Origin of the sequence: Saccharibacillus qingshengii (assembly GCF_013185195.1) — a bacterium.
Lineage (GTDB): Bacteria > Bacillota > Bacilli > Paenibacillales > Paenibacillaceae > Saccharibacillus > Saccharibacillus qingshengii.
This window is the reverse complement of record NZ_JAAZWC010000038.1, coordinates 1-22,669: the sequence shown is the minus strand read 5'-3', so window position 1 is coordinate 22,669 and position 22,669 is coordinate 1. Positions and strand designations below refer to the sequence as shown.

General features: G+C 58.5%; 16 protein-coding genes. 9 read left to right on the top strand and 7 right to left on the bottom strand.

The genetic code is table 11. The features are described 5' to 3' along the window. Nucleotides 1-4 precede the first annotated feature (4 nt). The 4 genes from pdxT to guaB all read right to left on the bottom strand — a co-directional run bounded on the left by pdxT (nucleotide 5) and on the right by guaB (nucleotide 4,806). Entirely contained in the window at nucleotides 5-610 is a 606-nt protein-coding gene (gene pdxT / locus HRQ60_RS21510; RefSeq protein WP_172200118.1) for a pyridoxal 5'-phosphate synthase glutaminase subunit PdxT, read from the bottom strand. 5 nt (nucleotides 611-615) lie between these two features. Then, entirely contained in the window at nucleotides 616-1,497 is an 882-nt protein-coding gene (gene pdxS / locus HRQ60_RS21505; RefSeq protein WP_172200117.1) for a pyridoxal 5'-phosphate synthase lyase subunit PdxS, read from the bottom strand. A gap of 96 nt (nucleotides 1,498-1,593) precedes the next feature. Further along, nucleotides 1,594-3,012, bottom strand: a complete 1,419-nt coding sequence (locus HRQ60_RS21500) for a D-alanyl-D-alanine carboxypeptidase family protein (RefSeq protein ID WP_425501739.1) — start codon at nucleotides 3,010-3,012, stop codon at nucleotides 1,594-1,596. Nucleotides 3,013-3,348: 336 nt separating this feature from the next. Next, the gene (guaB, locus tag HRQ60_RS21495) at nucleotides 3,349-4,806 is read right to left on the bottom strand and encodes an IMP dehydrogenase (protein WP_172200113.1); all 1,458 of its coding nucleotides are present in this window, start codon (nucleotides 4,804-4,806) and stop codon (nucleotides 3,349-3,351) included. Nucleotides 4,807-5,165: 359 nt separating this feature from the next. Between guaB and HRQ60_RS21490 the strand changes: the two genes are divergently transcribed. The 5 genes from HRQ60_RS21490 to HRQ60_RS21470 are packed head-to-tail and all read left to right on the top strand — an operon-like array spanning nucleotide 5,166 to nucleotide 9,876. Then, on the top strand, nucleotides 5,166-6,281 hold the full coding sequence (locus HRQ60_RS21490) for an amidohydrolase/deacetylase family metallohydrolase (RefSeq protein ID WP_172200111.1): 1,116 nt from the start codon (nucleotides 5,166-5,168) through the stop codon (nucleotides 6,279-6,281). After that, nucleotides 6,247-7,353 carry a DgaE family pyridoxal phosphate-dependent ammonia lyase gene (locus tag HRQ60_RS21485; RefSeq protein WP_172200109.1) on the top strand — a complete coding sequence of 369 codons (1,107 nt, stop codon included), beginning with the start codon at nucleotides 6,247-6,249 and terminating at the stop codon, nucleotides 7,351-7,353. The genes HRQ60_RS21490 and HRQ60_RS21485 overlap by 35 nt, the downstream gene beginning before the upstream one ends. 2 nt (nucleotides 7,354-7,355) lie before the next feature. Then, nucleotides 7,356-8,141 (top strand): 2-dehydro-3-deoxy-phosphogluconate aldolase, encoded by a 786-nt coding sequence (dagF, locus tag HRQ60_RS21480; protein ID WP_172200107.1) that lies wholly within the window; start codon nucleotides 7,356-7,358, stop codon nucleotides 8,139-8,141. Beyond that, nucleotides 8,134-9,150: a sugar kinase gene (locus HRQ60_RS21475; RefSeq protein ID WP_172200104.1), complete on the top strand. Its 1,017-nt coding sequence runs from the start codon at nucleotides 8,134-8,136 to the stop codon at nucleotides 9,148-9,150. Before dagF ends, HRQ60_RS21475 begins: the two co-directional genes overlap by 8 nt. Nucleotides 9,151-9,159: 9 nt before the next feature. Continuing rightward, nucleotides 9,160-9,876, top strand: coding sequence for a GntR family transcriptional regulator (locus HRQ60_RS21470; RefSeq protein ID WP_172200101.1), 717 nt, complete (start codon nucleotides 9,160-9,162; stop codon nucleotides 9,874-9,876). A 718-nt stretch (nucleotides 9,877-10,594) separates the two neighbouring features. Here HRQ60_RS21470 and HRQ60_RS21465 read toward each other — a convergent pair. Continuing rightward, on the bottom strand, nucleotides 10,595-11,806 hold the full coding sequence (locus HRQ60_RS21465) for a glycoside hydrolase family 125 protein (RefSeq protein WP_172200098.1): 1,212 nt from the start codon (nucleotides 11,804-11,806) through the stop codon (nucleotides 10,595-10,597). Nucleotides 11,807-12,008: 202 nt separating this feature from the next. Continuing rightward, complete coding sequence (locus tag HRQ60_RS21460; RefSeq protein WP_172200095.1) at nucleotides 12,009-14,873, bottom strand: alpha-mannosidase; 2,865 nt, start codon at nucleotides 14,871-14,873, stop codon at nucleotides 12,009-12,011. 428 nt (nucleotides 14,874-15,301) lie between these two features. Here HRQ60_RS21460 and HRQ60_RS21455 point away from each other — a divergent pair, with 428 nt between their 5' ends. The 4 genes from HRQ60_RS21455 to HRQ60_RS21440 all read left to right on the top strand — a co-directional run bounded on the left by HRQ60_RS21455 (nucleotide 15,302) and on the right by HRQ60_RS21440 (nucleotide 20,113). Beyond that, nucleotides 15,302-16,252: an ABC transporter permease gene (locus HRQ60_RS21455; protein WP_172200092.1), complete on the top strand. Its 951-nt coding sequence runs from the start codon at nucleotides 15,302-15,304 to the stop codon at nucleotides 16,250-16,252. A gap of 94 nt (nucleotides 16,253-16,346) precedes the next feature. After that, on the top strand, nucleotides 16,347-17,258 hold the full coding sequence (locus HRQ60_RS21450) for a carbohydrate ABC transporter permease (protein WP_172200089.1): 912 nt from the start codon (nucleotides 16,347-16,349) through the stop codon (nucleotides 17,256-17,258). Nucleotides 17,259-17,296: 38 nt separating this feature from the next. Beyond that, nucleotides 17,297-18,901, top strand: coding sequence for an extracellular solute-binding protein (locus HRQ60_RS21445; protein WP_172200086.1), 1,605 nt, complete (start codon nucleotides 17,297-17,299; stop codon nucleotides 18,899-18,901). 171 nt (nucleotides 18,902-19,072) lie between these two features. After that, entirely contained in the window at nucleotides 19,073-20,113 is a 1,041-nt protein-coding gene (locus HRQ60_RS21440; protein ID WP_172200083.1) for a glycoside hydrolase family 130 protein, read from the top strand. On the opposite strand, the gene HRQ60_RS21435 is transcribed toward HRQ60_RS21440, so the two are convergent. Further along, nucleotides 20,110-22,365 carry a helix-turn-helix domain-containing protein gene (locus tag HRQ60_RS21435; protein ID WP_246281432.1) on the bottom strand — a complete coding sequence of 752 codons (2,256 nt, stop codon included), beginning with the start codon at nucleotides 22,363-22,365 and terminating at the stop codon, nucleotides 20,110-20,112. The two genes, HRQ60_RS21440 and HRQ60_RS21435, sit on opposite strands and share 4 nt — an antisense overlap. Nucleotides 22,366-22,669: the final 304 nt, after the last annotated feature.

The following is a 22,669-nucleotide window of genomic DNA, read 5'->3' as shown; positions in this document are numbered from 1 at the left end:
TGCTTCATCCTTTCGCTGCTCCGGATTTGAACTCGCGCACCATCCCGGCAAAATACTCGTGAAGCCGGTAGTCGTCGGTCAGTTCCGGATGAAATGACGACACCAGAAGATGACCTTCTCGCGCCGTGACCATTTCTTCATTATAAGTTGCCAATACTTCGACGCCCTCGCCGATCTCACGGATCAGGGGAGCGCGAATAAATACGGCCCGAACCGGCTGCTTGATCCCTGTGATCAAAAGATCCGTCTCGAAGCTTTCCCGCTGGCGTCCGAACGCATTACGGGCGACCTTCATATCCATCAGCCCGAGATGCGGCTCTTCCTGGCCTTCGATCTCTTTGGCGAGTACGATCAATCCGGCACAGGTGCCGAAGATCGGTCTGCCCGCTTCCGAAAATTCCCGCACCCGCTCGATGAAGCCGTACTTGCGCATCAACTTGCCGATCGTCGTACTTTCGCCGCCGGGAATCACCAGGCCGTCGAGTTCGTCGAGCTGCTCTGTTCTTTTGACGGATACCGCTTCCGCACCGGCCTGTTCCAGGCTGCGGAGGTGTTCCGATACGGCGCCCTGTAGGGCCAGAACGCCGATTTTGACTGTTTGATTCGTCATCTTGCTTACCAGCCGCGATCCTGCATACGCTCCGACGGAGCCAACTGCTTGATGTCGATCCCTTTCATCGGTGCGCCCAGGTTCTTGGAAACTTCGGCAATCAGGCGGTAGTCGTCATAATGAGTGGTCGCTTCCACGATGGCTCGAGCGAACTTTTCCGGATTGTCGGATTTGAAAATGCCGGAGCCGACAAATACGCCGTCCGCACCGAGGTGCATCATCAAGGCCGCATCGGCCGGAGTCGCTACGCCGCCTGCCGCAAAATTGACGACCGGAAGCTTGCCGTGTTGGTGAATATCCAGAAGAACTTCATAGGAAACACCGAGGTTTTTCGCTTCGGCATACAATTCGTCTTTGGACAGATTCTTCACTCTGCGAATCTGGCCGTTGATCAGACGCATATGACGGACCGCCTCCACGATATTGCCTGTGCCCGGCTCGCCTTTGGTCCGAAGCATCGAAGCGCCTTCCCCGATTCGGCGCAGCGCTTCACCGAGGTCTTTGGCACCGCAGACGAACGGAATCGTGAATTCCTGCTTGTCGATATGGAAGACTTCGTCCGCAGGCGTCAGCACTTCGCTCTCGTCGATATAATCGACGCCAAGCGATTCCAGCACTTTCGCTTCCACGTAATGCCCGATGCGAGCTTTGGCCATCACGGGAATCGAGACGACCTTCATGACTTCTTCAACAATGGTCGGATCAGCCATACGGGCGACTCCGCCTGCTGCACGAATGTCGGACGGCACGCGTTCCAGCGCCATAACGGCCGTGGCTCCTGCCGCTTCGGCGATTTTCGCCTGTTCGGCGTTCATGACGTCCATGATGACGCCACCTTTTTGCATTTCCGCCATACCTCTTTTAACGCGCGATGTTCCTGCTTCCATTCTTCTTAGCCCCCTGATCATTCACGATTTTTGCACAGATGTTCTAACGATTTATTTTACAACAGAGATAATCGATATACAATCGTTCGCACGCCTTTAGAAGAGGTTTTTGATGCCTTCGAACAGGTCGGAGAAGAATCCGCCGATGGCCCGGAGCAGCTGTTTGAACCAGCCTGCCTTCTCCACGTCTGCGGAAGCAACCAGATCGACGGTCTTCGTCTGGGCTTCGGTCATGCCTTCCGCTTTGTACGTGTAGGTCGCGGTGCCGACTTTGTCGCCTTTGGCGACCGGCGCTTCGAGGGAAGCTTCCACGCTCGGCTTTACCTTGAGCGCGCTGGCATCGGCACCTTTCGGCACGACGAAGCTGAGCGCTCCGGCCGTTTCGTAAGCGACCGTTTCTTCTTTGCCTTTGTTTACGGCTACAGGCTCTTCGGCTTCAAGCGCCTGGTTGGCTTTCACGAGTTCTTTGATTTCGAAGTGGTTGAAACCGTAATCCAGCACTTTGCGGGTTTCGACGAAACGCGAGCCCTGGTCGTTGGCATCGGTTCCCATCACGACGCTGATCAGACGCATGCCGTCGCGCACGGCCGTACCGGTAAAGTTGTTGCCTGCCGCTTCGGTATGACCGGTCTTGAGACCGTCCAATCCTTTGTAGGCATAAGCTTTGAAGTTCGGCACGTCGGCGTTCGATTCCAGCATCCAATCCAGGTTCTCGATCCGGCCGCTGTCGCCCGGACGGAATTGGTAGAACGGAATCGTCGTGAATTCGTTGAAGTCCGGATGGTCGGTCACGATGTATTTCGCCAACAGGGCGGCATCGATCGCGGACATCACGGTTTCTTTGCCGTCGGCCGGACGCGAATCCGCCGGCATATCGGCAATATTCAGACCCGTCGAATTGGCGAAGTGCGCGGTGGTCATGCCCATGCGCTTGGCTTCGCTGTTCATCAGTTTGACAAACTCCGTCTCCGTAGGCGCCACCGTTTCGGCCAATGCCACGGTAGCGTCGTTCGCGGAACCGATCGCCATGGCGATATACAGATCCTTGACGGTGTGCTGGTCGCCTTCGGCCAGGAAGACGCGGGAGCCGACCTGCGCGGCGGCATTCTTGCTGACCGTCACGACGTCTTCCCAGCTCATTTTCCCCTGCTTGACCTGTTCGGCCACGATGTATTCGGTCATCATCTTGGTCATGCTGGCCGGAGGCAGAGCCACGTCGGCGTTCAGCGACATGATGATTTCTCCGGTCGTCGGCTCCAGCAGAACCGCCGATTTGGCGGCAAGCTTCAGGCTCTCGACGGTCGGGATCGCTTTCTGTGCGGCAGGTTTCTCGGCTGCCTTCTTGGTATCGGTCGTTTGCGATTTGGTCGTATCGGCAGCTGCGGCACCGGCCAGATTGGCCGGAACGGCGGACAGACAGAGCATATGGATAAGAAGAACGGATGCCGCGGTTCTTTTCAGAAACTTGGGCGGAAGAATCCGTTTTTTCTCGACTTTGCGGTTAGAAGCAGTCAGGCTTTTCAATGGATTAAGTACTCCCCTCGGCTGGCTAAATTTCTTGTCATGCTTTTCTAGTCTACCACAGCCCCGGGCGGCCTGTCTTCCCACGGAATGTGACAGATCGGAAAGTCCTGCGTCTTCAAAAGGCTCTGCGGCAGCGGAAGAAATCGACCCGGGGCGCTGTGTCTGTCGGGGATAGGAAGCACGGCTGCCTCCCAAACTTCCCGACAAAAAAACGGACCGGGCAAACAGCCCGGTCCGCTTCGTCGATCGTGAGTCGATCCCATCGTTCCTTACTTGTTATGAAGAAAAACTGCCGCTCCGGAATATTCGCCCGGATCGGCGTTTGGCTTAAACGGAATAGTTCGGAGCTTCCTTGGTGATCTGTACGTCATGCGGATGGCTTTCGCGCAGTCCCGCTCCCGTAATCCGGATAAACTGGGTGTCGTTGCGAAGCGCATCAAGGTCTCCGGTACCGCAGTAGCCCATCCCCGAACGCAGTCCGCCGACCAGTTGGTTCACGGTATCGGACAGCGGTCCTTTGTAAGCGACACGGCCTTCGATGCCTTCCGGTACAAGCTTCTTGTCGTCATCTTGGAAGTAGCGGTCTTTGCTGCCCTGCTTCATGGCCGCGATGGAACCCATACCGCGGTATACCTTGAAGCGGCGGCCCTGGTAGATCTCCGATTCGCCCGGGCTTTCTTCCGTACCCGCGAACATGCTGCCCAGCATGACGGCGTGGGCGCCGGCTGCGATCGCTTTGGTGATCTCGCCGGAGTACTTGATGCCGCCGTCGGCGATGATCGGAATCCCGTATTCGCGGGCAACCGTCGCACAGTCATAGATAGCGGTGATTTGCGGAACGCCGATACCGGCGATGACGCGGGTCGTACAGATCGAGCCCGGGCCGATACCGACTTTGACGACGGAAGCACCGGCTTCGATCAGATCGCGAGTCGCTTCGCCCGTCGCCACGTTGCCGGCGATAATCGTCAGCTCCGGATAGCTGCTGCGGATACTGCGAACCGCATCCAGGATGTTGATATGGTGTCCGTGGGCCGAGTCGACGACGATCGCATCAACGCCCGCCGTCACCAGCGCGTCGATCCGCTGCATCGCGTCGCTGGATACGCCGACAGCCGCGCCTACAAGCAGACGGCCTTGTGCGTCTTTGGCCGCATTCGGGAACTGGATCGCTTTTTCGATGTCTTTAATGGTAATAAGCCCTTTGAGCACGTTGTTCTCGTCGACCAGCGGCAGCTTCTCGATCTTGTGCTGCTGCAGGATGCCTTCCGCTTCGCGGAGCGTCGTGCCCACAGGGGCGGTTACGAGTTCTTCGTGCGTCATGACTTCCTTGATCGCGATACTGTAATCATGGATAAAGCGAAGATCGCGGTTGGTCAAGATCCCGACAAGCTTCTCGTTCTCGTCGACGATCGGCACGCCGGAAATCCGATACTTGCCCATCAGGACCTCTGCATCGGAAACAAGATGATCCGGACTCAGGAAGAACGGATTCGTGATGACGCCGTTCTCGGAGCGCTTCACGCGGTTGACTTCGTCCGCCTGCTTCTCGATCGGCATGTTCTTATGAATGATGCCGATGCCGCCTTCGCGCGCGATCGCAATCGCCAGAACGGCTTCGGTAACGGTATCCATACCGGCGCTCATCAGCGGAATGTTCAGTTTCACGCTGTCGCTCAGTCTCGTGGACACGCTGACTTCTTTCGGCAGAACCTCCGACTTTCTCGGTACGAGCAATACGTCGTCGAACGTCAGGCCTTCTTTGTCGAACTTGCTATTCCACACGCGATTTTGCCTCCTTTTTTCTCTTGTCCTAACCGCCATTTTTTCCTTATATGGAAAGCTGAAAGGGCTTTTCTGAAAATATATTATTGCAATCTTAGCAAAGGGGGTATGGGCTGTCAAGGTGAAAAAGCTTGCAGCGGCGCGGGAAGTCGGGCCGTTTGGACCGGCAGGAAAGGTGTCCGTGCACCATGGACACAGATCCGAATGAACTCCCTTTTTTTCCCTGTACGCGTTATCGCATCTCTAAACATTATAACGTTATATTGTTTTTCAGGATAAGCGGTGGTATCTTGGAATGGAACGGCCTCTCCACTCCGACGTTCAGATTCCCATTTCTAATGAAAGAAAGCAGGTGAATCATGCAAACGAATCTCGTACTGCGGCAGGTCCGTCTCCCGGACGGGCGCGCCGTGGACCTGACCGTGGAAAACGGCGTGATCGCCGGACTGACGCCGCCCGGCACCAACGCTGCTGCAGGGCGTTCCGTCGACTGCGAAGGCCTGTATGTATCCAGCGGCTGGATCGATCTGCACGTGCATGCTTTTCCCGAATTCGAACCTTACGGCGACGCGATCGACGAGATCGGCATTCGCTGCGGCTCGACCACGATCGTCGATGCGGGCAGCTGCGGCGCCGACCGGATCGCCGAGCTTGCCGCAAGCCGGAGCGGCGCCCGGACGCGGCTGCTCGCTTTTCTCAACGTGTCGCGTCTCGGGCTGCAGCGGGTCGACGAACTGTCGCGCCTGGAGTGGATCGACCGCGAAGCCGCCCTCTCGGCGGCGCGCGCGCAGACCGGCTTCGTCGTCGGCTTCAAAGCGCGCATCAGCGGCAGCGTCGTCGGCGACAACGGCCTCGAACCGCTGCGCCGGGCGGTCGCGATCGCAGATACCGCCGGGCTGCCGCTGATGACCCATATCGGCTCGGCGCCTCCGGCGATCGAAGACGTCATCCCTTTGCTGCGGCGCGGCGATATTGTCACCCATTACCTGAACGGCAAAGCCAACAATCTGTTCGACGACATCGGCCAGCCGCTGCCGGTGCTGCGTGACGCGATCGCGCGCGGCGTGAAGCTTGACGTCGGGCACGGCACCGCCAGCTTCTCGTTCAAGACGGCCGAACAGGCGCGGCGCGCCGGCGTTTTTTTCGATACGATCAGCACCGATATTTACCGCGGCAACCGGCTCCACGGTCCCGTCTACGGCATGGCCAGCGTGCTGACCAAGTTCCTGTCGCTCGGTTACCCGCTGGCGGACGTGATCGACGCGGTCACGAAACGCCCCGCCGACTGGCTGAACCGTCCGGAGCTCGGCCGTATCCGGGTCGGCGACGCCGCGAACCTGACCCTTTTTTCCGTTGAAGACAAGCCGTCCCTGCTGACGGATTCCGAAGGAAGCACGCGCATGTCGCGTCAGACGATCCAAGCCGAAGGAATGGTTGTGAATGGGAAGTACACTGCATGCCAAGTACGGTCTTAAGCGGGTCATCAACGCAAGCGGAAGAATGAGCATTCTCGGCGTGTCCGCGCCGACGGATACGGTGATGGACGCGATGCGGGCCGGCGGACAGAGCTACGTCGAGATCGCCGATCTGGTCGACAAGGCCGGATCGCGGATCGCGGATCTGCTCGGGTTCGAATCGGCGCTCGTCGTCAACTCCGCCTCGAGCGGCATCGCCCTGTCGGTCGCCGGTATCGTCACGGGCGGGAAGGTCGGGGCCAGCCTGCGGCTGCACCGATCTCCTCTTTTGCAAAATGAGATCGTCATGCTCAAAGGCCACAACGTCCAATACGGCGCGCCGGTCGACACGATGGTCTATCTGGGCGGCGGAACGGTCGTCGAAGCCGGCTATGCCAACGAAGGCACGACGGCGCAGCTCGAAGACGCGGTGACGGAACGCACGGCGGCGATCCTCTACGTCAAATCGCATCACGCGGTCCAAAAAAACATGGCGTCCGTCGAAGAAACGTGGGCGTTGGCGCAAAAGCTCGGCCTGCCGCTTATCATCGACGCGGCAGCCGAAGAAGACCTGCAGCGTTACGCGGCGTGCTCCGACCTGGTCATTTTTAGCGGCTCCAAAGCGATCGAAGGGCCGACGTCGGGCGTTGTGGCAGGCAAGCAGCGTTACGTCGACGCGGTCAAAGTGCAGCTGCACGGCATCGGCCGCAGTATGAAAGTCGGCAAGGAAACGACGTTCGGCCTGCTTCAGGCGCTGGACGAATACCTGGACAAACCCGACCGCAGTCAGCAGGAAAAAGAAACGCTGCAAGCGCTGCTGCCGCTCGGCGAGCTGGACGGAATCCGCGTTAGCCTCGTGCAGGACGAAGCGGGCCGCGCCATCTACCGGGCCCGCGTGCAGATCGACCCGCAGATGGCAGGCACGGACGCGGTGCAGACGGTCGAAGCGCTGAAAAGCGGTGAGATCGCGATCTACACGCGCGACTACGGAGCGCGGCAGGGTTATTTCGATCTGGACCCGCGGCCGCTGCTCGGCGACGATATCCACGTGATCGAGCGCAGGCTGCGCGAACTATTCAAAGGGGGCAACTAAGCATGGGCGAACACGGGAAGTTGACGAAACGAGGCGGGCCGATCGCGAAGCGCCTGTACCGGGACCGGGCGGCGCTGAACGTGCTGGCGGGCAGCGTGAATAACGCGCGGGACGTATTCGAAGCGGCCGAAGGCCATGTGCTGGTCGGCGTGCTGTCCAAAGCGTACAAGACGGTGCCCGAAGCGGTCGACGCGATGCGGGAATACGGGCGGGCGATCGACGACGCGGTCTCGATCGGACTCGGGGCCGGCGACAACCGCCAGGCGCAGGTCGTAGCCGAGATCGCGCGCGAATATGCCGGCAGCCATATCAACCAGGTGTTCCCGTCCGTCGGAACGACGCGCGGGAACCTGAATGGCACGCCGGGCTGGATCAACGCCCTCGTCTCTCCTTCGGGGCGGCCGGGTTACGTGAACCTCTCCACGGGTCCGTTCAGCGCCGCCTCTTCGGAGCAAGCGATCGTCCCGGTCAAAGTGGCGATCGCGCTCGTGCGGGACATGGGCGGCAGCGCGCTCAAGTATTTCCCGATGAAAGGGCTATCGCTTGAAGCCGAATACCGCGCGGTCGCGCAGGCCTGCGGCGAAGAAGGCTTCGCGCTGGAGCCGACCGGCGGCATCGACAAAGACAACTTCGAAGAAATTGTGCGCATCGCGCTCGAAGCGGGCGTGCCGCAGGTGATCCCACACGTCTATTCCTCGATCGTCGACGAAGCGAGCGGCGATACGATCGTGGCGGACGTAGCCGGGCTGCTGGCCGTCATGCGCAGGCTGGTCGACGACCATGCCTAAGAACGTCGCGGCTTTCGGAGAAGTCATGATGCGGCTGGAGACGCCGGGATTCCGCCTGTTGTCGCAGACCGATACGCTGCAGGTGTCGTACTCCGGCAGCGGCGTCAACGTGCTGTCGGCGCTCTCGCGCTTCGGCCACCGCGCGCTGCCGGTCACGACGCTGCCGGACAATCCGGTCGGCGACGCGGCGGAAGCCAATCTGCGCAAGCTCGGGCTGCTGCCCGATTACATCCGGCGCGACGGACTTTATCTGGGCACGTACATTCTGGAAGCCGGCTTCGGCGCGCGGCCCGGCCGGGTCACGTACACGAACCGGCAGCAGAGCAGCTTCAACCTGGCCGCCGAAGGCGCTTATCCGTTCGACGAAGCGGCCCGCGCGGCAGACGTCGTCCATTTCTGCGGCATCGCCCTCGCCATGAACGATACGGTCCGGCGCAATGCGCTGCGGTTCGCCGAAGCGGTCCGCGCGGCGGGCGGCACCGTCGCGTTCGACTGCAATTACCGTCCGGGCCTCTGGGGTGCGGACGGCTACGCACAGGCGCGCCCGTGGTATGAAAAAATGTTACAATTGGCACAGATCGTCTTCATGAACGAAAACGACGCGATCCATGTGCTCGGCCTGCCTGTTCCGGGCGGCGACCGGCTGGAGCAGCTGCAGATGCTGATGCCTGTCGTCGCGGAGCGGTACGGCACGGCCGTGCTGGCCGGCACGCACCGCGGCATCGAAAGCGACGGCCGGCACTCGCTGCTCGGCTATCTATATCGGGCGGGCGAATTTCATTTCTCCGACCGGCTGACGTTTCCCGTCTACGACCGGATCGGAGCCGGCGACGCGTATGCGAGCGGTATTTTACACGGGGAACTGTCGGATTTTCCGGCCGATCGGACGGTCCGCTTCGCCGCCGCAGCCTCGATGCTGGCGCACACGATCGCGGGCGACACGCCGTTCTCCTCGGAAGCGCAAATCTTCCGGGCCATGAACGAAGGAGCCGGCGACATAGAAAGGTAGGAACGAACCATGGCGACAAGCCGCACCAAACAACCGCTGTACCTGAAAATCCACGGCATTCTCAAAGACCGCATCCTGCACGGCCAGTATCCGCTCGACGCCTACCTCCCTCCTGAGCCCAAGCTTGAAGAGGAGTTCGGCGTCAGCAAGATTACGGTCCGGGGCGCGGTCAAACTGCTCGTGCAGGAAGGCTATGTGGAGACGAGCAGCGGCAAAGGCACCCGGGTCGTCCGCAATACGTCCACTTCCAAACGGTTCACCTGGAAAAGATTTACGGAGATTCTGGTCGAAGAAGGCCACCGGATCGATAAAAAAGTACTGGGCGCCGCAATCGTCCCTACCGGAAACGACGAGCGGCTGCGGGATCTGTTCGGCGCCTCCTGCCTGCGGATCGAACGGCTCTATTCGCTCGACGACGCGCCGTACATCCACTACACGCATTATTTGCCCGCGCACGCGGAAGACGACCTTATGCAGCCGGCGCTCGAAGGACAATCGCTGTACGGCTGGCTCGAAGAGCAGGGCATTGCCATCGCGCGGATGCGCGACGAATTTTCGGTCGGTTCGCCGGGAGCTGCGGCAGCCGAATCGCTCGGGGTGGAAAAAGACGTGGTGCTGCTGAAGCGAGTCCGGCTCGCCCACGACGAGACCGGCCGCGCGGCGGAATACAGCGAAGGCTTTTACCGGGACGGGATGCATCCTTATGTGGTTTATTATGAGGTGTGAGCGGAGGCCGCGAGTCCTTTTCGACCTGCGCTTCGTTGTCCTTTCCCCTTTTGATTGGAATAAGAGCAGCAGGTAAAGGGGAAAGGCGCTTCGGTTCGAAAAGGACTCGCTCCGCGGGGTGGGGGAGTGCAGGTCGCGCAAGCTTGAAAGCGGACTAAAAAGTGAATGGGATCAAGAGATTAAGGTCAAAAGATTAAGGTCAAAAGAGGACCACGGCTTCCGCTGTAGGCGGAGAGCGTGGTCTTTGGTTTGCGGTTTTGGGGAAAGAAGAAGGGAGAATAGCGAAGGGCGTATAGCAAACACCAAGGGCAAAGGGTGAAGACTAGCGGCGAGAGCTAAGGGCAAGGTTGAGGGTTAGGTTGCTTTTTCGGCAATGTAGAAGGTGAAAATCGGCTTTTTGCAGAGCTACGCTGCTTATTAAGCAGCATAGCTGCGTAAATCGATCCTTATATCGCCGAATTGGCTTGTACGTTGCTTTTTTGGACATGTAGGTAGGAAAAAAGAAAATTTGGGGAGGTTACGCTGCTTTTGCGGCAGTGTGGAGACTTTGAAAAGAATATTTATAAAGTCGAAGCGCTCAAGTTAAACCGCATGGCCAGGGGAGTCCAAAAATCAAAGAGGACCACGACTTTCCGGTGTACGCGGAAAGCGTGGTCTTTTTGGGTGCGGGAAAGACGGATAAGGCAACATAGACGGGGCAAGCTCACGCCAAGACCGATCAGATCGGGTCGTCGGGGTGGAAGCCTTCGTGCATGTAGCCGGTACCGGCGTCGGTAGCGAGCAGCATCTCGATCAAGTCTTTGATCTCCTGATCGTCGTTCGACGTCAGGGCCTGCATGGACAGTGCCATATGCCAGACGTGGCCTCCCGGCGTGTGCGGGCTTCCGATGCCTTTGGCGAATTTGCCTTCAAAATAGAACGGGTTGTCGAAGCTGAGCGCGAACCGGCGGGTGTTCTGATAGACCGGATCGTCGGTGCCGACGTACCCGATATACGGAATGGACAGCAGGCCCGGCGTACCGGCGTCGTCCATCAGCGAGTAATTGCCGTAGCCGTCGGTCTCGAACGCGTAGATTTTGCCGTGCTTCGGATGGTCGACGATGCCGTAGCGCCGGATGCCGAAGTTGATCTCCTTGATCAGCTTCGCGGCGCGGCCGGCCAACTCTTCGTCCCGGTAGATCTCCGACGCGATACGCTCGATATGGCCGAGGATGACGACGGCGAACATGTTCGCCGGGATGTTGTAGCCGAACTCGCACGCGTCGTCGCTGGAGCGGAAGCCGGACCAGCTCATGCCGGTATAGTTGGTCGGCATGCCGCGTCCGTCGTTGTACAGCGTCTCCGTATCCTGCTTCGTGTCGCGGCGGAAGTAGTACGGCGATTTGTCGTCGTGCCGCTGCTCGGTCGCGATGACCCGGACGACCGTGCTGAGCGCCCGGTAGCAGTCGGTGTCGAACATGGACGTCCGCCCCGTTTCCTGCCAATACTGCGCCAGCAGCTGTACCGGGAAGCACAGCGAATCCAGCTCGTATTTGCGTTCCCACATCCACGGACTAAGCTCGCAGTCGTCGGAATCGCGGTAATGCCGGCCGTTGGCCGTCTCGTTGAACGCGTTCGTATACGGATCGATATTGATGTAGAACAGCTGACGGGCGATCAGCCCTTCGATGATCCGCTGCAGGTCGGCATCGTTTTTGGTCAGCGGAATGTAATGCCGGACCTGCTCCACGGAATCTCTCAGCCACATCGCCGGGATGTCGCCGGTATAGATGAACGTCGTGCCGTCGTCCAGCAGTTTGGTAGTCGTCTCAAGCGTATTGGGAAAACAGTTCCGAAAAACCTGCTGCAGCTTGGGATGATGCGCAAGCCGTTGGTCGGTCTGTTCGAGATAACGCTCGACCGCGCCTGGCAGTTTGGGAATCGTACTCATGAAAAACGCCTCCTGCTCGCAATAAAGGATAGGTGTTCGTAGGGTCATGGATAAGGGATCGAAAAAAAGCGGCGGAAACGAGCCCGCAAGCGGCTGCCGATTCCGCAGATTGCGGATGCGGCTGCTGGTTTCCCGGGTGCGGGCGGGTACGCGAGCGGCTCCAGCGCGAACGCCACGATCTTCGCCGCTCCGGCGGCCGGTTCTACTCGCGCGCGAGCGGCTCCAGCGCGAACGTCACGATCTTCGCCGCGCCGACCGACGCTTCGATCCGGCTGTCGTTCGCGGACGATTCGGCTGCCGCGCCCTCCCCGCTCTTCGCGGCCGGCTCGTGCCGGCGTTCGAGAATGTCGCTGCTGTATGCGCCGCCGACAGCAAAGTTCGGCTGGAACGCAAGCGCCGTCTCCCGGCCGGACAGATTGTACCAGCGTACGATCACGTCTTCATGTTCTTCAGACAATTTGAGGGCGGATAGCGCCAGATGCTCGCCGCTCCAGCTCAGAAGCCGGTATTCGGCCGGCAGCGGACCGGCTTGACGTGCCAGCGCCCGGTGGAACCACGGCGTCTGGTATTGGTAAGCCTGCGCGAACGCGCCGGATTCGATCACGCCGCCGGCATGCGGGTAGACGGCGTATTCCAGCGTATGTTCGCCGATGCATTGGGCTTCCGGCGTCTCGAACACGCCCCAGTCGCCGAGTTCGGACACGCTGCGCAGCAGCGTCACGGCGATCGTTCCGGTGCCGCCTTGCAGCACTTCGTATTCGTTCAGCCCTTTGTTGGCGACGGTCAAACCGTGCTTGCCGTCGGACAGGCTCACGAACGCCTGCTGATGCTGGGCGTTGCTCGGGTTGATCCATTCCGGGGCGGGCACGATGTCCCGCTCCGCCGCTTCGAAGATCGAGTCGGCCAGAACAGTCTGTGTCTGCAGGCCGGTCGGCAGCAGAACCCGCAGCCGATGGTCGCGTGCCTGGTTGTCGAGCGACACGGACACCTGTACACCGCGGCCCGAGCGGTCCAGCGAGACCCGCGTCGTCAGTGTCAGCATCGTCGTTTTCGCAGAGCGTCCGGCTTGGCGTTTGAGGAACGGGACGAGCCTTCGCTTCTCGTCTTCGAACAGCGCTTCCGCCCCGATCGGAATCTCCCATTCGTGTACAATCTCGTACGTCACGCGATAGGTCTCGTCTTCGACAAGCGCAATGCTCGCCTGCAGGTCTTCGGTCGTCAGCATGCGGTCGCCTTCCGGCTGACGGAATACATATTCGTTGCCGATATCGCCGCAGTTCTCATACATGCCAAGCTTCTCGAACGAGCGGCCCGTGATTTTGTCGGTCAGGGTGTAAGAGCCGTTCTCCGCGAAGCGGACGGCGAGAAATTGATTTTCCATGCCCTGCGGCGTCGAGACGACTTCGTCCGAATCGGATTCGATGGATCCTCCGGCTGCTCCCTCTTTTTCGCTGCTGTCTTCGGCCGATTCGGTCACACCGGACGAATCCGCTTCGCCGTAAGCCGAGCCGCCGTCCGCCTCCGGCACCCAGGCGTACAGCTTGTAGCCCAGCGCCGGCACGTCGGCCGCTTCGAACGTCAATCGGAACGTCCGCGCCATATAAGGTACGCGGAAACCGTCATCCGGCAGGTCGTAGCCGAACTGCGCGCCGAGATCTTCGATCCGCGCCGACACGAAGCGCCCTTGCGGATCGACGACCCGCCCCGGGCCGAGCGGCAGGGCATCCAGCTGCTCCGCGATGCCGTGCGGAGAAGGCCCTTCCCGGAAGTCGGTGCGGGCCGCCTGGACTTCGACGGTCACGACGCCGCTGCGCGTCCAGCCCGTCGTATTGAACAAGGCAACCGGCCGCGCGTTCTCCGGCCACGCTTCGACCATATCCGTGCCGATCGAAGCGCCGATCGCGCCGAGGCTCTCGCCGATCAGCGCTTCGGCCATATGCCGGCTCTTGTCGAAGCGGGTCACCATCTCGCGGTGAACTTCGTCGACGCTGCAGCCGCAGATGCTGTCGTGCGGATGGTTCTGCATCAGCGTCTTCCACGCGTAAGCCAGCGGCTCGTGCGGATAATCCTGCCCGGCGGCCAGCTTCGCCATGACGGCGAGCGGTTCGGCGCCTTTTTCCAGCAGCGTCTGTCCGGTCTGGTTCAACTGCTTCAGATAGACGCGGGCCGAAGCGGTGTTGACGAGCGTCCCCCACCCGTCGGTGCGGGTGCTGCGCAGTTCGCCGTGCACGGTCACCCACTCTTCGCGGTCATGCCGGGCCAGCGCTTCGAGATACCGGTCGAACGTCGAATGCACGAAGTCCACGTCCGGATAGAGCGCCGAAGCGGTCTCGATCGCGTCGCCGAGATCGGTCTGGATCGGCTGGTGGTCGCATCCGTTCATGAACAGAAGCTCCGGCGTCGAGGCGTATTTTTCCGCGTCCGTAAGCTTCCGCTGCCAATAGGCCCGCGCTTCGTCTTCGCCGACAGGCACTTCGTTGCCGTTGCTGTACCAGTTCGCGAACAGCACGCCGACGACGCTCGAACCGTCCGGCGACTCCCAGTTCATCTCCGAATAAGGCGACTCGTATTCCCCCGGCGCATCGCTCACCTGATTGTCGAAGCCGGTCGGCTTGACGCCGCGCCCGAACACGGCCGCTTCAATATCCGCCTGCTTCAGCAGCTGCGGCGCCTGGCCCATATTGCCGAACGAATCCGGGAAATAGCCGAGCTTCGACACCGGACCCCAGCGGGCCGCTTCCCGGTGGCCGATCAGCAGGTTGCGCACATTCGCTTCCGAACTGGTCAGGAACTCGTCCTGCAGCACGTACCACGGTCCGATAATAATCTTTTCCTCTTGAATCAGCTTGGCCAACCGTTCCCGTTGATCCGGGTAAATCTGCAGATAATCGTCGATGATAATCGTTTGTCCGTCGAGATGGAAATAGCGGTAGCGCTCGTCCTGCTCCAGCGTATCCAGCAGTTGATTCATCAAGGTCGTCAGGCGCAGATGATGCGATTCGTACGGCAAATACCATTCCCGGTCCCAGTGGGTGTGAGAGATGATATGGGCGGTTTTTCGAGTCATGGACAACGTCCTCCTTAGGTCTCGCTTCTATGGGCTGCCTTGCTGCGTCTTGGGCTTGTTCGGTTCGTTTTGCTGTAGGTTTGGCAGGGTTCCTTTACGCTAGACATGTTGTCATACTCGCGTCGGGAGTGCAATATGTGGAATTTTCGCTGCCGCTTCCGGCTCATATTCGACACATTCCGCCCTGCGACCGATCTGACATCATGGTTCTTTTTTAGGCAAAAAAGCCCTCCGCTGCGCGGTTTTTCGGCTTTTCGGAAATGACAATGCGCAATACACATATTTACGCTGCTCCCCGGGCTTCGTTAAGCTTGGTCTTGTAAGCGTTATCCATCAAGTCTGAAGCAGACGTGATCGCCCATCTGCCGGCCGCCTCCATCGGCGGTCCGAACCGCATTCGGCATACACGCCATAGAAGGGGGAAATCCATGAAGGCATCCAAATCGCCCGGCGCCGAGCTTCCGCTTCTGAAGAAACCTTCGAGACGCGCACAAGTCCTCGGCAACTGGGAGCTGTATCTGTTCATGCTGCCGGCCGTCCTGTACTTCCTTATTTTTCATTACGCACCGATGTACGGCATCCAGATTGCTTTTAAAAATTTCGTGCCTTCCCGCGGAATTACCGGAAGCGAATGGGTCGGTTTCGACCATTTCGAACGCTTCTTCAACTCCTACTATTTCTGGGATCTCATCTGGAACACCTTCAGTATCAGCTTCTATGAACTGGCTATCGGATTCCCGCTGCCGATCCTCCTGGCACTGGCATTCAACGAAGTCCGCAACGGGAAGTTCAAAAAAACGGTCCAGACCGTCACCTATGCGCCTCACTTCATCTCTGTCATTGTCATGGCGGGCATGATTATCACGTTCCTCTCGCCGAGCAACGGCATGATCGTGATGCTGATCGAAGCGCTGGGCTTCAATGCGCCGCAGTTCCTGACCGATCCCGCCTGGTTTAAGACGATGTACGTGCTGTCCGGCGTCTGGCAGAGTACCGGTTGGGGCACTATCATCTACCTGGCCGCATTGTCCGGAGTCGATCCGCAGCAGCACGAAGCGGCGATCGTCGACGGAGCGAGCCGCTTCAAGCGGGTACTGCATATCAACCTGCCGAGTATCCTGCCGACCATCACAATTATGCTCATCCTCAATATGGGCAATATCCTGACCGTCGGCTATGAAAAGATTCTGCTGCTGCAAAACTCGCTCAACCTGGAGTCGTCCGACGTGATCTCGACCTACGTCTACAGAGCCGGCCTCGTCGACGCGCAGTACAGTTTCTCGACCGCCGTCGGATTGTTCAACTCGATCATCAACGTCATTTTGCTGGTGACGGTCAACTGGATCGCCCGCCGTACGAGCGAGAACAGTTTATGGTAGTCCGTTAAGCGAGTTGAGTTTCTTGTTTAGATCAAAACGTTTAACGCGCTTAATGGACCAAGTACGTGAAGCAAACCCGAAAGGAGAGACCCCGATGATCACAGTGACCCAAGAGTCCAAAGGCGACAAGGTATTCCTGATCTGTACCTATATCTATCTGTCCGTCGCGCTTCTCATTGTGCTGTATCCGCTCATCTACATTCTCAGCGCCTCGATCAGCAGTCCGCAGGCGGTCAACTCCGGGCAGATGTGGCTGTTCCCCAAAGACGTCACCTGGGCCGGCTACGAGCTGGTGTTCAACAATCCGAAGATCTGGAACGGCTACCTGAACACGATCATCTATACGTTCGTCGGCACGCTGCTCAATCTGGCTGTCACCCTGCCCGCGGCCTATGCGCTCAGCCGGTCCGACTTTTTCGGCCGGGGTTGGTTTATGGCTTTTATCCTGCTGACGATGTTTTTCAGCGGAGGGCTTGTTCCCACTTATCTCGTCGTCAAAAATCTCGGCCTGATCGACACCATGGGCGCGCTTATTCTGCCGGCTGCCGCTTCGGTCTGGAATATCGTGGTCGCCCGTACTTTTTTCCAATCCGCGATCCCCAAAGAACTGCAGGAAGCCGCGCATATCGACGGCTGTACGAACCTCAAGCTGTTCTGGCGTATCGTGCTGCCGCTCTCGGCTCCGATCATTGCGGTCATGGCTCTGTTTTACGGGGTCGGACACTGGAACAGCTACTTCCCTTCGCTGATCTACCTGAACAGCGAAGACAAATATCCGCTTCAGATGGTGCTGCGCCAAATTCTCGTGCTGCAGGAAATGTCCGCGGAAACGACGGGGGCGGCAATCAGCGGAGACATCGCGCAGGCCATGAATTCCAAAGCCGAGACCGCCTCGCTGATCAAGTACGGCGTAATCGTCGTCTCGACGCTTCCGATTATCGCCGTCTACCCGTTCCTGCAGCGTTATTTTGTACAGGGGGTGATGGTGGGTTCGGTCAAGGGTTAAGCTGCAATTATCCATTTTAAAAAAGAGGGGGATTTACCATGAACATCCGAAGCAAAGCCTGGAAGCTGCTGATGGTTGGAGGGCTTGGCGCATCGCTGCTGGCAGGCTGCGGAGGCTCGGACGAAGCGGCCAACAGCGCGGAAAAAGTGACGGTCAGCAAGGAAGGTTTCCCGATTGTCGAGACCCCGATCAAACTCACCATGATGGCGCCAGACGTCGGGATTCAGAATTGGGAAGACATGGTCGTCCTGCAGGAGATGGCGAAAAAATCGAATGTCTCTTTTGAATACAAAAATGCGCCCAAAGAAAGCTTCGATACGAAAAAGAACCTCGTCTTCGCCAGCGAAGATTACCCGGACGTCTTCTACGCCGCCGGCCTGACTCCTTCGGAGCAGCTCAAATACGGCGAGCAGGGCGTGCTGATTCCGCTCGAAGGCCTGATCGACGAATACGCGCCGAACTTCAAAGCGCTGCTCGACGAGTACCCGGATGTCCGCAAATCGATTACGGCGCCGGACGGCCATATCTACTCGCTGCCGGTCGTCGAGTTCAGCCAGCACTGGTATCGCAACCCGATGTGGTACAACGGCGAATTCCTCGAAGCCCTCGGGATCGACAAGCTGCCGGAAACGACGGAAGAACTGTACGATTACCTCAAACGGGTCAAGGAAGAAGATCCGAACGGCAACGGCAAAGCGGACGAGATTCCGATCTCTTCCGTTACGACTTCGGCCGCGAATGTACGGGATATCCGGACCTGGCTGCTGGGCGCTTTCGGCATCTATGAAGAAGAGATCTATGTAGACGACAGCGACGTGGTGCATTTTACCCCGGTCGAAGAAGGCTACAAGCAGTATCTCGAGTATATGAACCGTTTGTGGACGGACGGCCTGCTCGATCCGGAAAGCTTCTCGCAGACCGGCGAACAGAAAAAAGCCAAAGGCCAAAACAACCAGCTGGGCCTCTTCTCCGACTGGCATGCCTACATGACCAAAGGCGGCGAGCCATCCGACAAAGATCCGATGTTCCTGCCGGTTCGCAGCGAATACGTCGACAAAGCGGCGATCGCCAAGAACCGCGGCATCACGACAGGCGCTTTTGCCATCACCAAAACGAATCCGTATCCGGAAGCGTCGATGCGCTGGGTCGATTACCTGTACTCCTACGAAGGTGCGCTGCTGTTCAACAAAGGACCGGAAGGCACGCTCTGGGAGTATGAGAACGAGGCGGACCGCACCAAAAAAGCCCTGCCTGTTCCGGGCGGCGGAGATTCGGAAGAATACCGTTCCACACTCACACCGAACTACGGCATCCCGGCTCCGACCGTCTCGATGGACGATATCACCAAAGGCCTCAAGAACGACTTCGATCTCTGGGTAGAAAAAGAAACCAAAACCAAACTGCTCGATAACGGAGCGCGTGCGCCGTTCCCGGCCCTGTTCCTGACCGTCGAAGAGCAGTCCGAGATCAACAGCCTGAACTCCGACCTCAGCACGTACGTCAAGCAGATGGAAGCGAAGTTCATTACGGGCGCCGAGCCGATCAGCGGCTGGGGCGCTTATGTCGAGACGCTGAACAAGATGGGCGCGAATCGCGTCAAAGAAATCAACCAAGCTGCCTACGATCGCTGGAAAGCCAGCTGATCACCAAGCAAAAGACGACCTTGCGATCAACCATCGTTTGGACCTGAAAGCAGGGCGCTCGCATAAGATGCCGGGCGCCCTGCCTGTCTGGAACGCACCAAAAGCCCGCCGCGCGTTAGCGCGGCCGGTTTGAATTTTTTATCCTATTTTTGAAGCTGGAGGTCTTTTCCCATGAAAATCACCCGACATCCCGACAATCCGATCGTCGTGCCCGGTCTGTACGAATGGCGCAAAGCGACCGTCTTCAATCCCGCCGTCATCGTCGATAACGGCAAATTCTACATGATCGAACGTACCGCCGGTTCGCTGACGCCGTGCAAGAACTACCTCGGGCTGCTCGAAAGCGAAGACGGCGTGCATTTTACCCACGTCAAGGACGAACCGATCCTGACGCCCGATCAGCTCGGCTTCCCGTACGGCAGCGTGCAGGACCCGCGCGTCGTCAAGATCGACGGCACGTTCTACCTGAACTACGCCCTGCGCCCGTGCGCGATGAGCTATTACCCGACCGGCACCGGCATCCCGGAACGCTCGATCCCGGCCTACCCCGACGGCTGGGGCGAACAGCCCGGCCACTGGTTGACCCGTTCTTCGATCGCCAAGTCCGATAACCTGATCGATTGGGAATTCGTCGCCGATACGACGCCGCTCGACATCAATGACCGCGACAATATCCTGTTCCCCGAAAAGATTAACGGGCGATTCGCGCTGCTCCGCCGTCCCGAAGAATACGTCGGCGAAGCGTACGGCACGGAGAAAGCGGCGATGTGGATCACCTACTCCGACGACCTTATCCATTGGGACGAGCCGAAGCTGCTGGCACAAGCGGAGAATCCTTCCTGGGAATCCCGCAAGATCGGCGGTTCGACGCCTCCGATCCGGACCGATGCCGGCTGGCTCGTGCTGTATCACGGCGTGGACGACGACATTGTCTACCGCGTAGGCGCGCTGCTGCTCGATCTGGACAATCCGGAGATCGTGCTTGCCCGTACCTGGGATCCGATCATGGAACCGGAAACGTATTACGAAAAATTCGGCTACCAGATTCCCAACGTCGTGTTCCCGACCGGCAACATCGTCAAAGACGGGCTGCTGTACATTTATTACGGCGTAACCGATACCGCGATCGCGCTGGCGACGGTGCCCGTGGACGAGTTGGTCGGGCATCTGCTGGAGCAGGTGAAGTCGGCCGGGCAGACGGGGCGGAATTAAGCTCTTTTCGACGCTTTCTGCTTGCGGTACTGCCCGGGGGTGAAGCCCATTTCCTTTTTGAACCGCCGGATGAAGTTGGGAGCGTCGAGATAGCCGACCTGCTCGATAATTTCTTTTAGAGGAGCGCTGGTCGTCTCCAACTGCCGGATCACTTCTTCGACGCGGCGGCGCCACATGTACTGCGAGAAATTCAACCCGGTCTTTTCCTTGAAGCTGCGGCTCAAATAAGACGTGGATACCGAATACTTCAGCGCGAGATGTTCCAGGCTCAGCGTATAATCGGAGAATCGGTCGTCCACGTCTTTGACGATGTCGTCGATCAGCGTGTCGCGCGTCTCTTCCGTGTTGCGCTCGACCTGCGCGCAGATCTCGGAAGCGAGCGACAGCAGGCGGCTCTCCAGTTCTTCCAACGTTTCAAAAGAAGCCAGGACCGAAATATCCGCGAACACTTCCCTCATGCCGAGTTCCGACGCCGTTCGCAGCAGCGAGTTCAGCACGTCGAAGCAGATACAGCGCAGCAGCGGCGCGGACAGCGGTTCTTTTTTGAGCGTATCCATGATGTCCGACAAGATGCGTACCGCTACAAGCGTACTGCCCTGCTTGAGACTCTGATCCAGCTTGAGAATCAGTTTGCGCGAGATCCAGAAGCTGCCTTCTTCCGCCTGTTCGGGGCCGGCCAACTGTTCGAAATACGTGACCTGCCCGCGTCCGTTCATCTTGCGGTGTTCCAGCGCCGTCGCAGCTTCCACGAACGACTGGTTCAGCGAATCCAGATCGGCATAAGCCGACCCGACCCCGATATGCGGCACCGACTGCAGCCCATCGACCGCGAGCAGCCGGACCGCTTCGATCGTCCGCGCGACTCTCTCCTGCAGCGGTTCGTCCCCTTCCTGCTCTTCCAGGGCAATCACCAGCGCAAGCTGGTCAACGGCGGAAAATTCGACCCCGAACACGCGCGCTCCGGTGCCTTCCACGACGAAATGACTAAGCGCATCGCGCACCGCATACCGTTCTTCCGAAATCTGGCGTCCCTCCGCAGGCTCGCTCCAGGACAGGATCGCTGTGAGGTATTGCCCTTGACCGTCCCCGAAGCCCAGCCCGATCCCGTCGATCGTCCGCATCATCTCCCGGTCATCCGGCCTGCCGTGCTTGAGCAGGAGCAGCAGGCACTGATTGCGCACGAACGGCTGCTGCATATCGATTCTCGCATTGTACTCACGGATTGTCTGCCGGATCGAGTCCCATTCGTTCGATGCTTTGGCCGCCGCTCCGCTCTGGATTCCGACGAATTCCATCAGGTCTTTGACTGGATGGTACTGCCGCCGGGCCAGCATCATCGCTGCCAGACTGCCCGTGACCACGACAAGGGCGAAGACGATCGCGATCAGTGTCTGCACATGAGCCACCCGTCCAAAAAACTGGTGGCTCGGCATCGCCATGACATACGTCCAGCCGTTTTCCTCCGATTTGACGGATACGACCGACTGCTTCTCCCCCGCCAACGTCATGCTGTGAATGCCCGGCTCCAGCTCGGCAAGCGTATTCCATTCCGCACCCGGCGTCTCCGTCCCGCGGCTGTTGGTCGTCAGTACTTCTCCTTTTTCGTTAAAAATATAGTTGCTGCCGTTCACATCGTTCAAAATGGAGTCCATCACGCCGGTCAATTTGGATTCCTTCATTAAATACACGACTGCTCCGTACGGATACGGATCATTGGTCTTGATCGGCACGATATACGTCAGCATTGGCTCCTGCCGCGAATATCGATTGACCATCTCCGCGCCCCGAATGAGCGGCTGGTCGATTTCATTCAGATTGCGGCGTACCTGCTCCGATGTCCAGTTTTCAAAACGATACTCTTTATTGAACACCACATCCAAGTTAGCCAATCCGCGATAAGAGTAAATCAATGAATCGTTGTGCATATACAGCAGCAGGTCTTCGACAATACTGTTGTTCGCTTTATAGTTGGCCAAGGTTTGAATCGCTTCCTGGACGTAAAGGGGATGATCCAGCATATAAGGGGTTAGATGTTCATCGTAGGAGATCCGGCTGGCCAATGCATGCAGTTCGTTCATCCGATCGTCGATCGTCAGTTTGACCTGGTTCAACTGATTGATTTTCGACTGCTCGATCTCGGAGCGCAGATTTTTGACAGCGCTATCATATACAAAGACGGTAAGAGCCGTCAGCGGAATCAGAAAGGCCAGGATATAAGAAATCGCATATCGGAATAGAAGCTTAGACTTCATGGCATTCCATCGTTCCCGAAAAACGAACCGGGATCCGTATAAAGCCTGCATTCGACGTTTCATGGTTTGCTTTCGCCCCTTTGCAGGTTTTTATAATCGTTTTAAACATTATAACGTTATATCTTTATTCTTACTAGAGGGCGATATCTCTTAAGCATCTCTTAAGCCTTCGTTTCGCTGTACTTAATCATTGAATTTTAAAAAAAAAAAAGCCTTTACCGTAATCACGGTAAAGGCTTTTTCTCTTCGGCTTGGCAGCTTCCTACTCTCCCAGGACCCTGCGGTCCAAGTACCATCGGCGCTA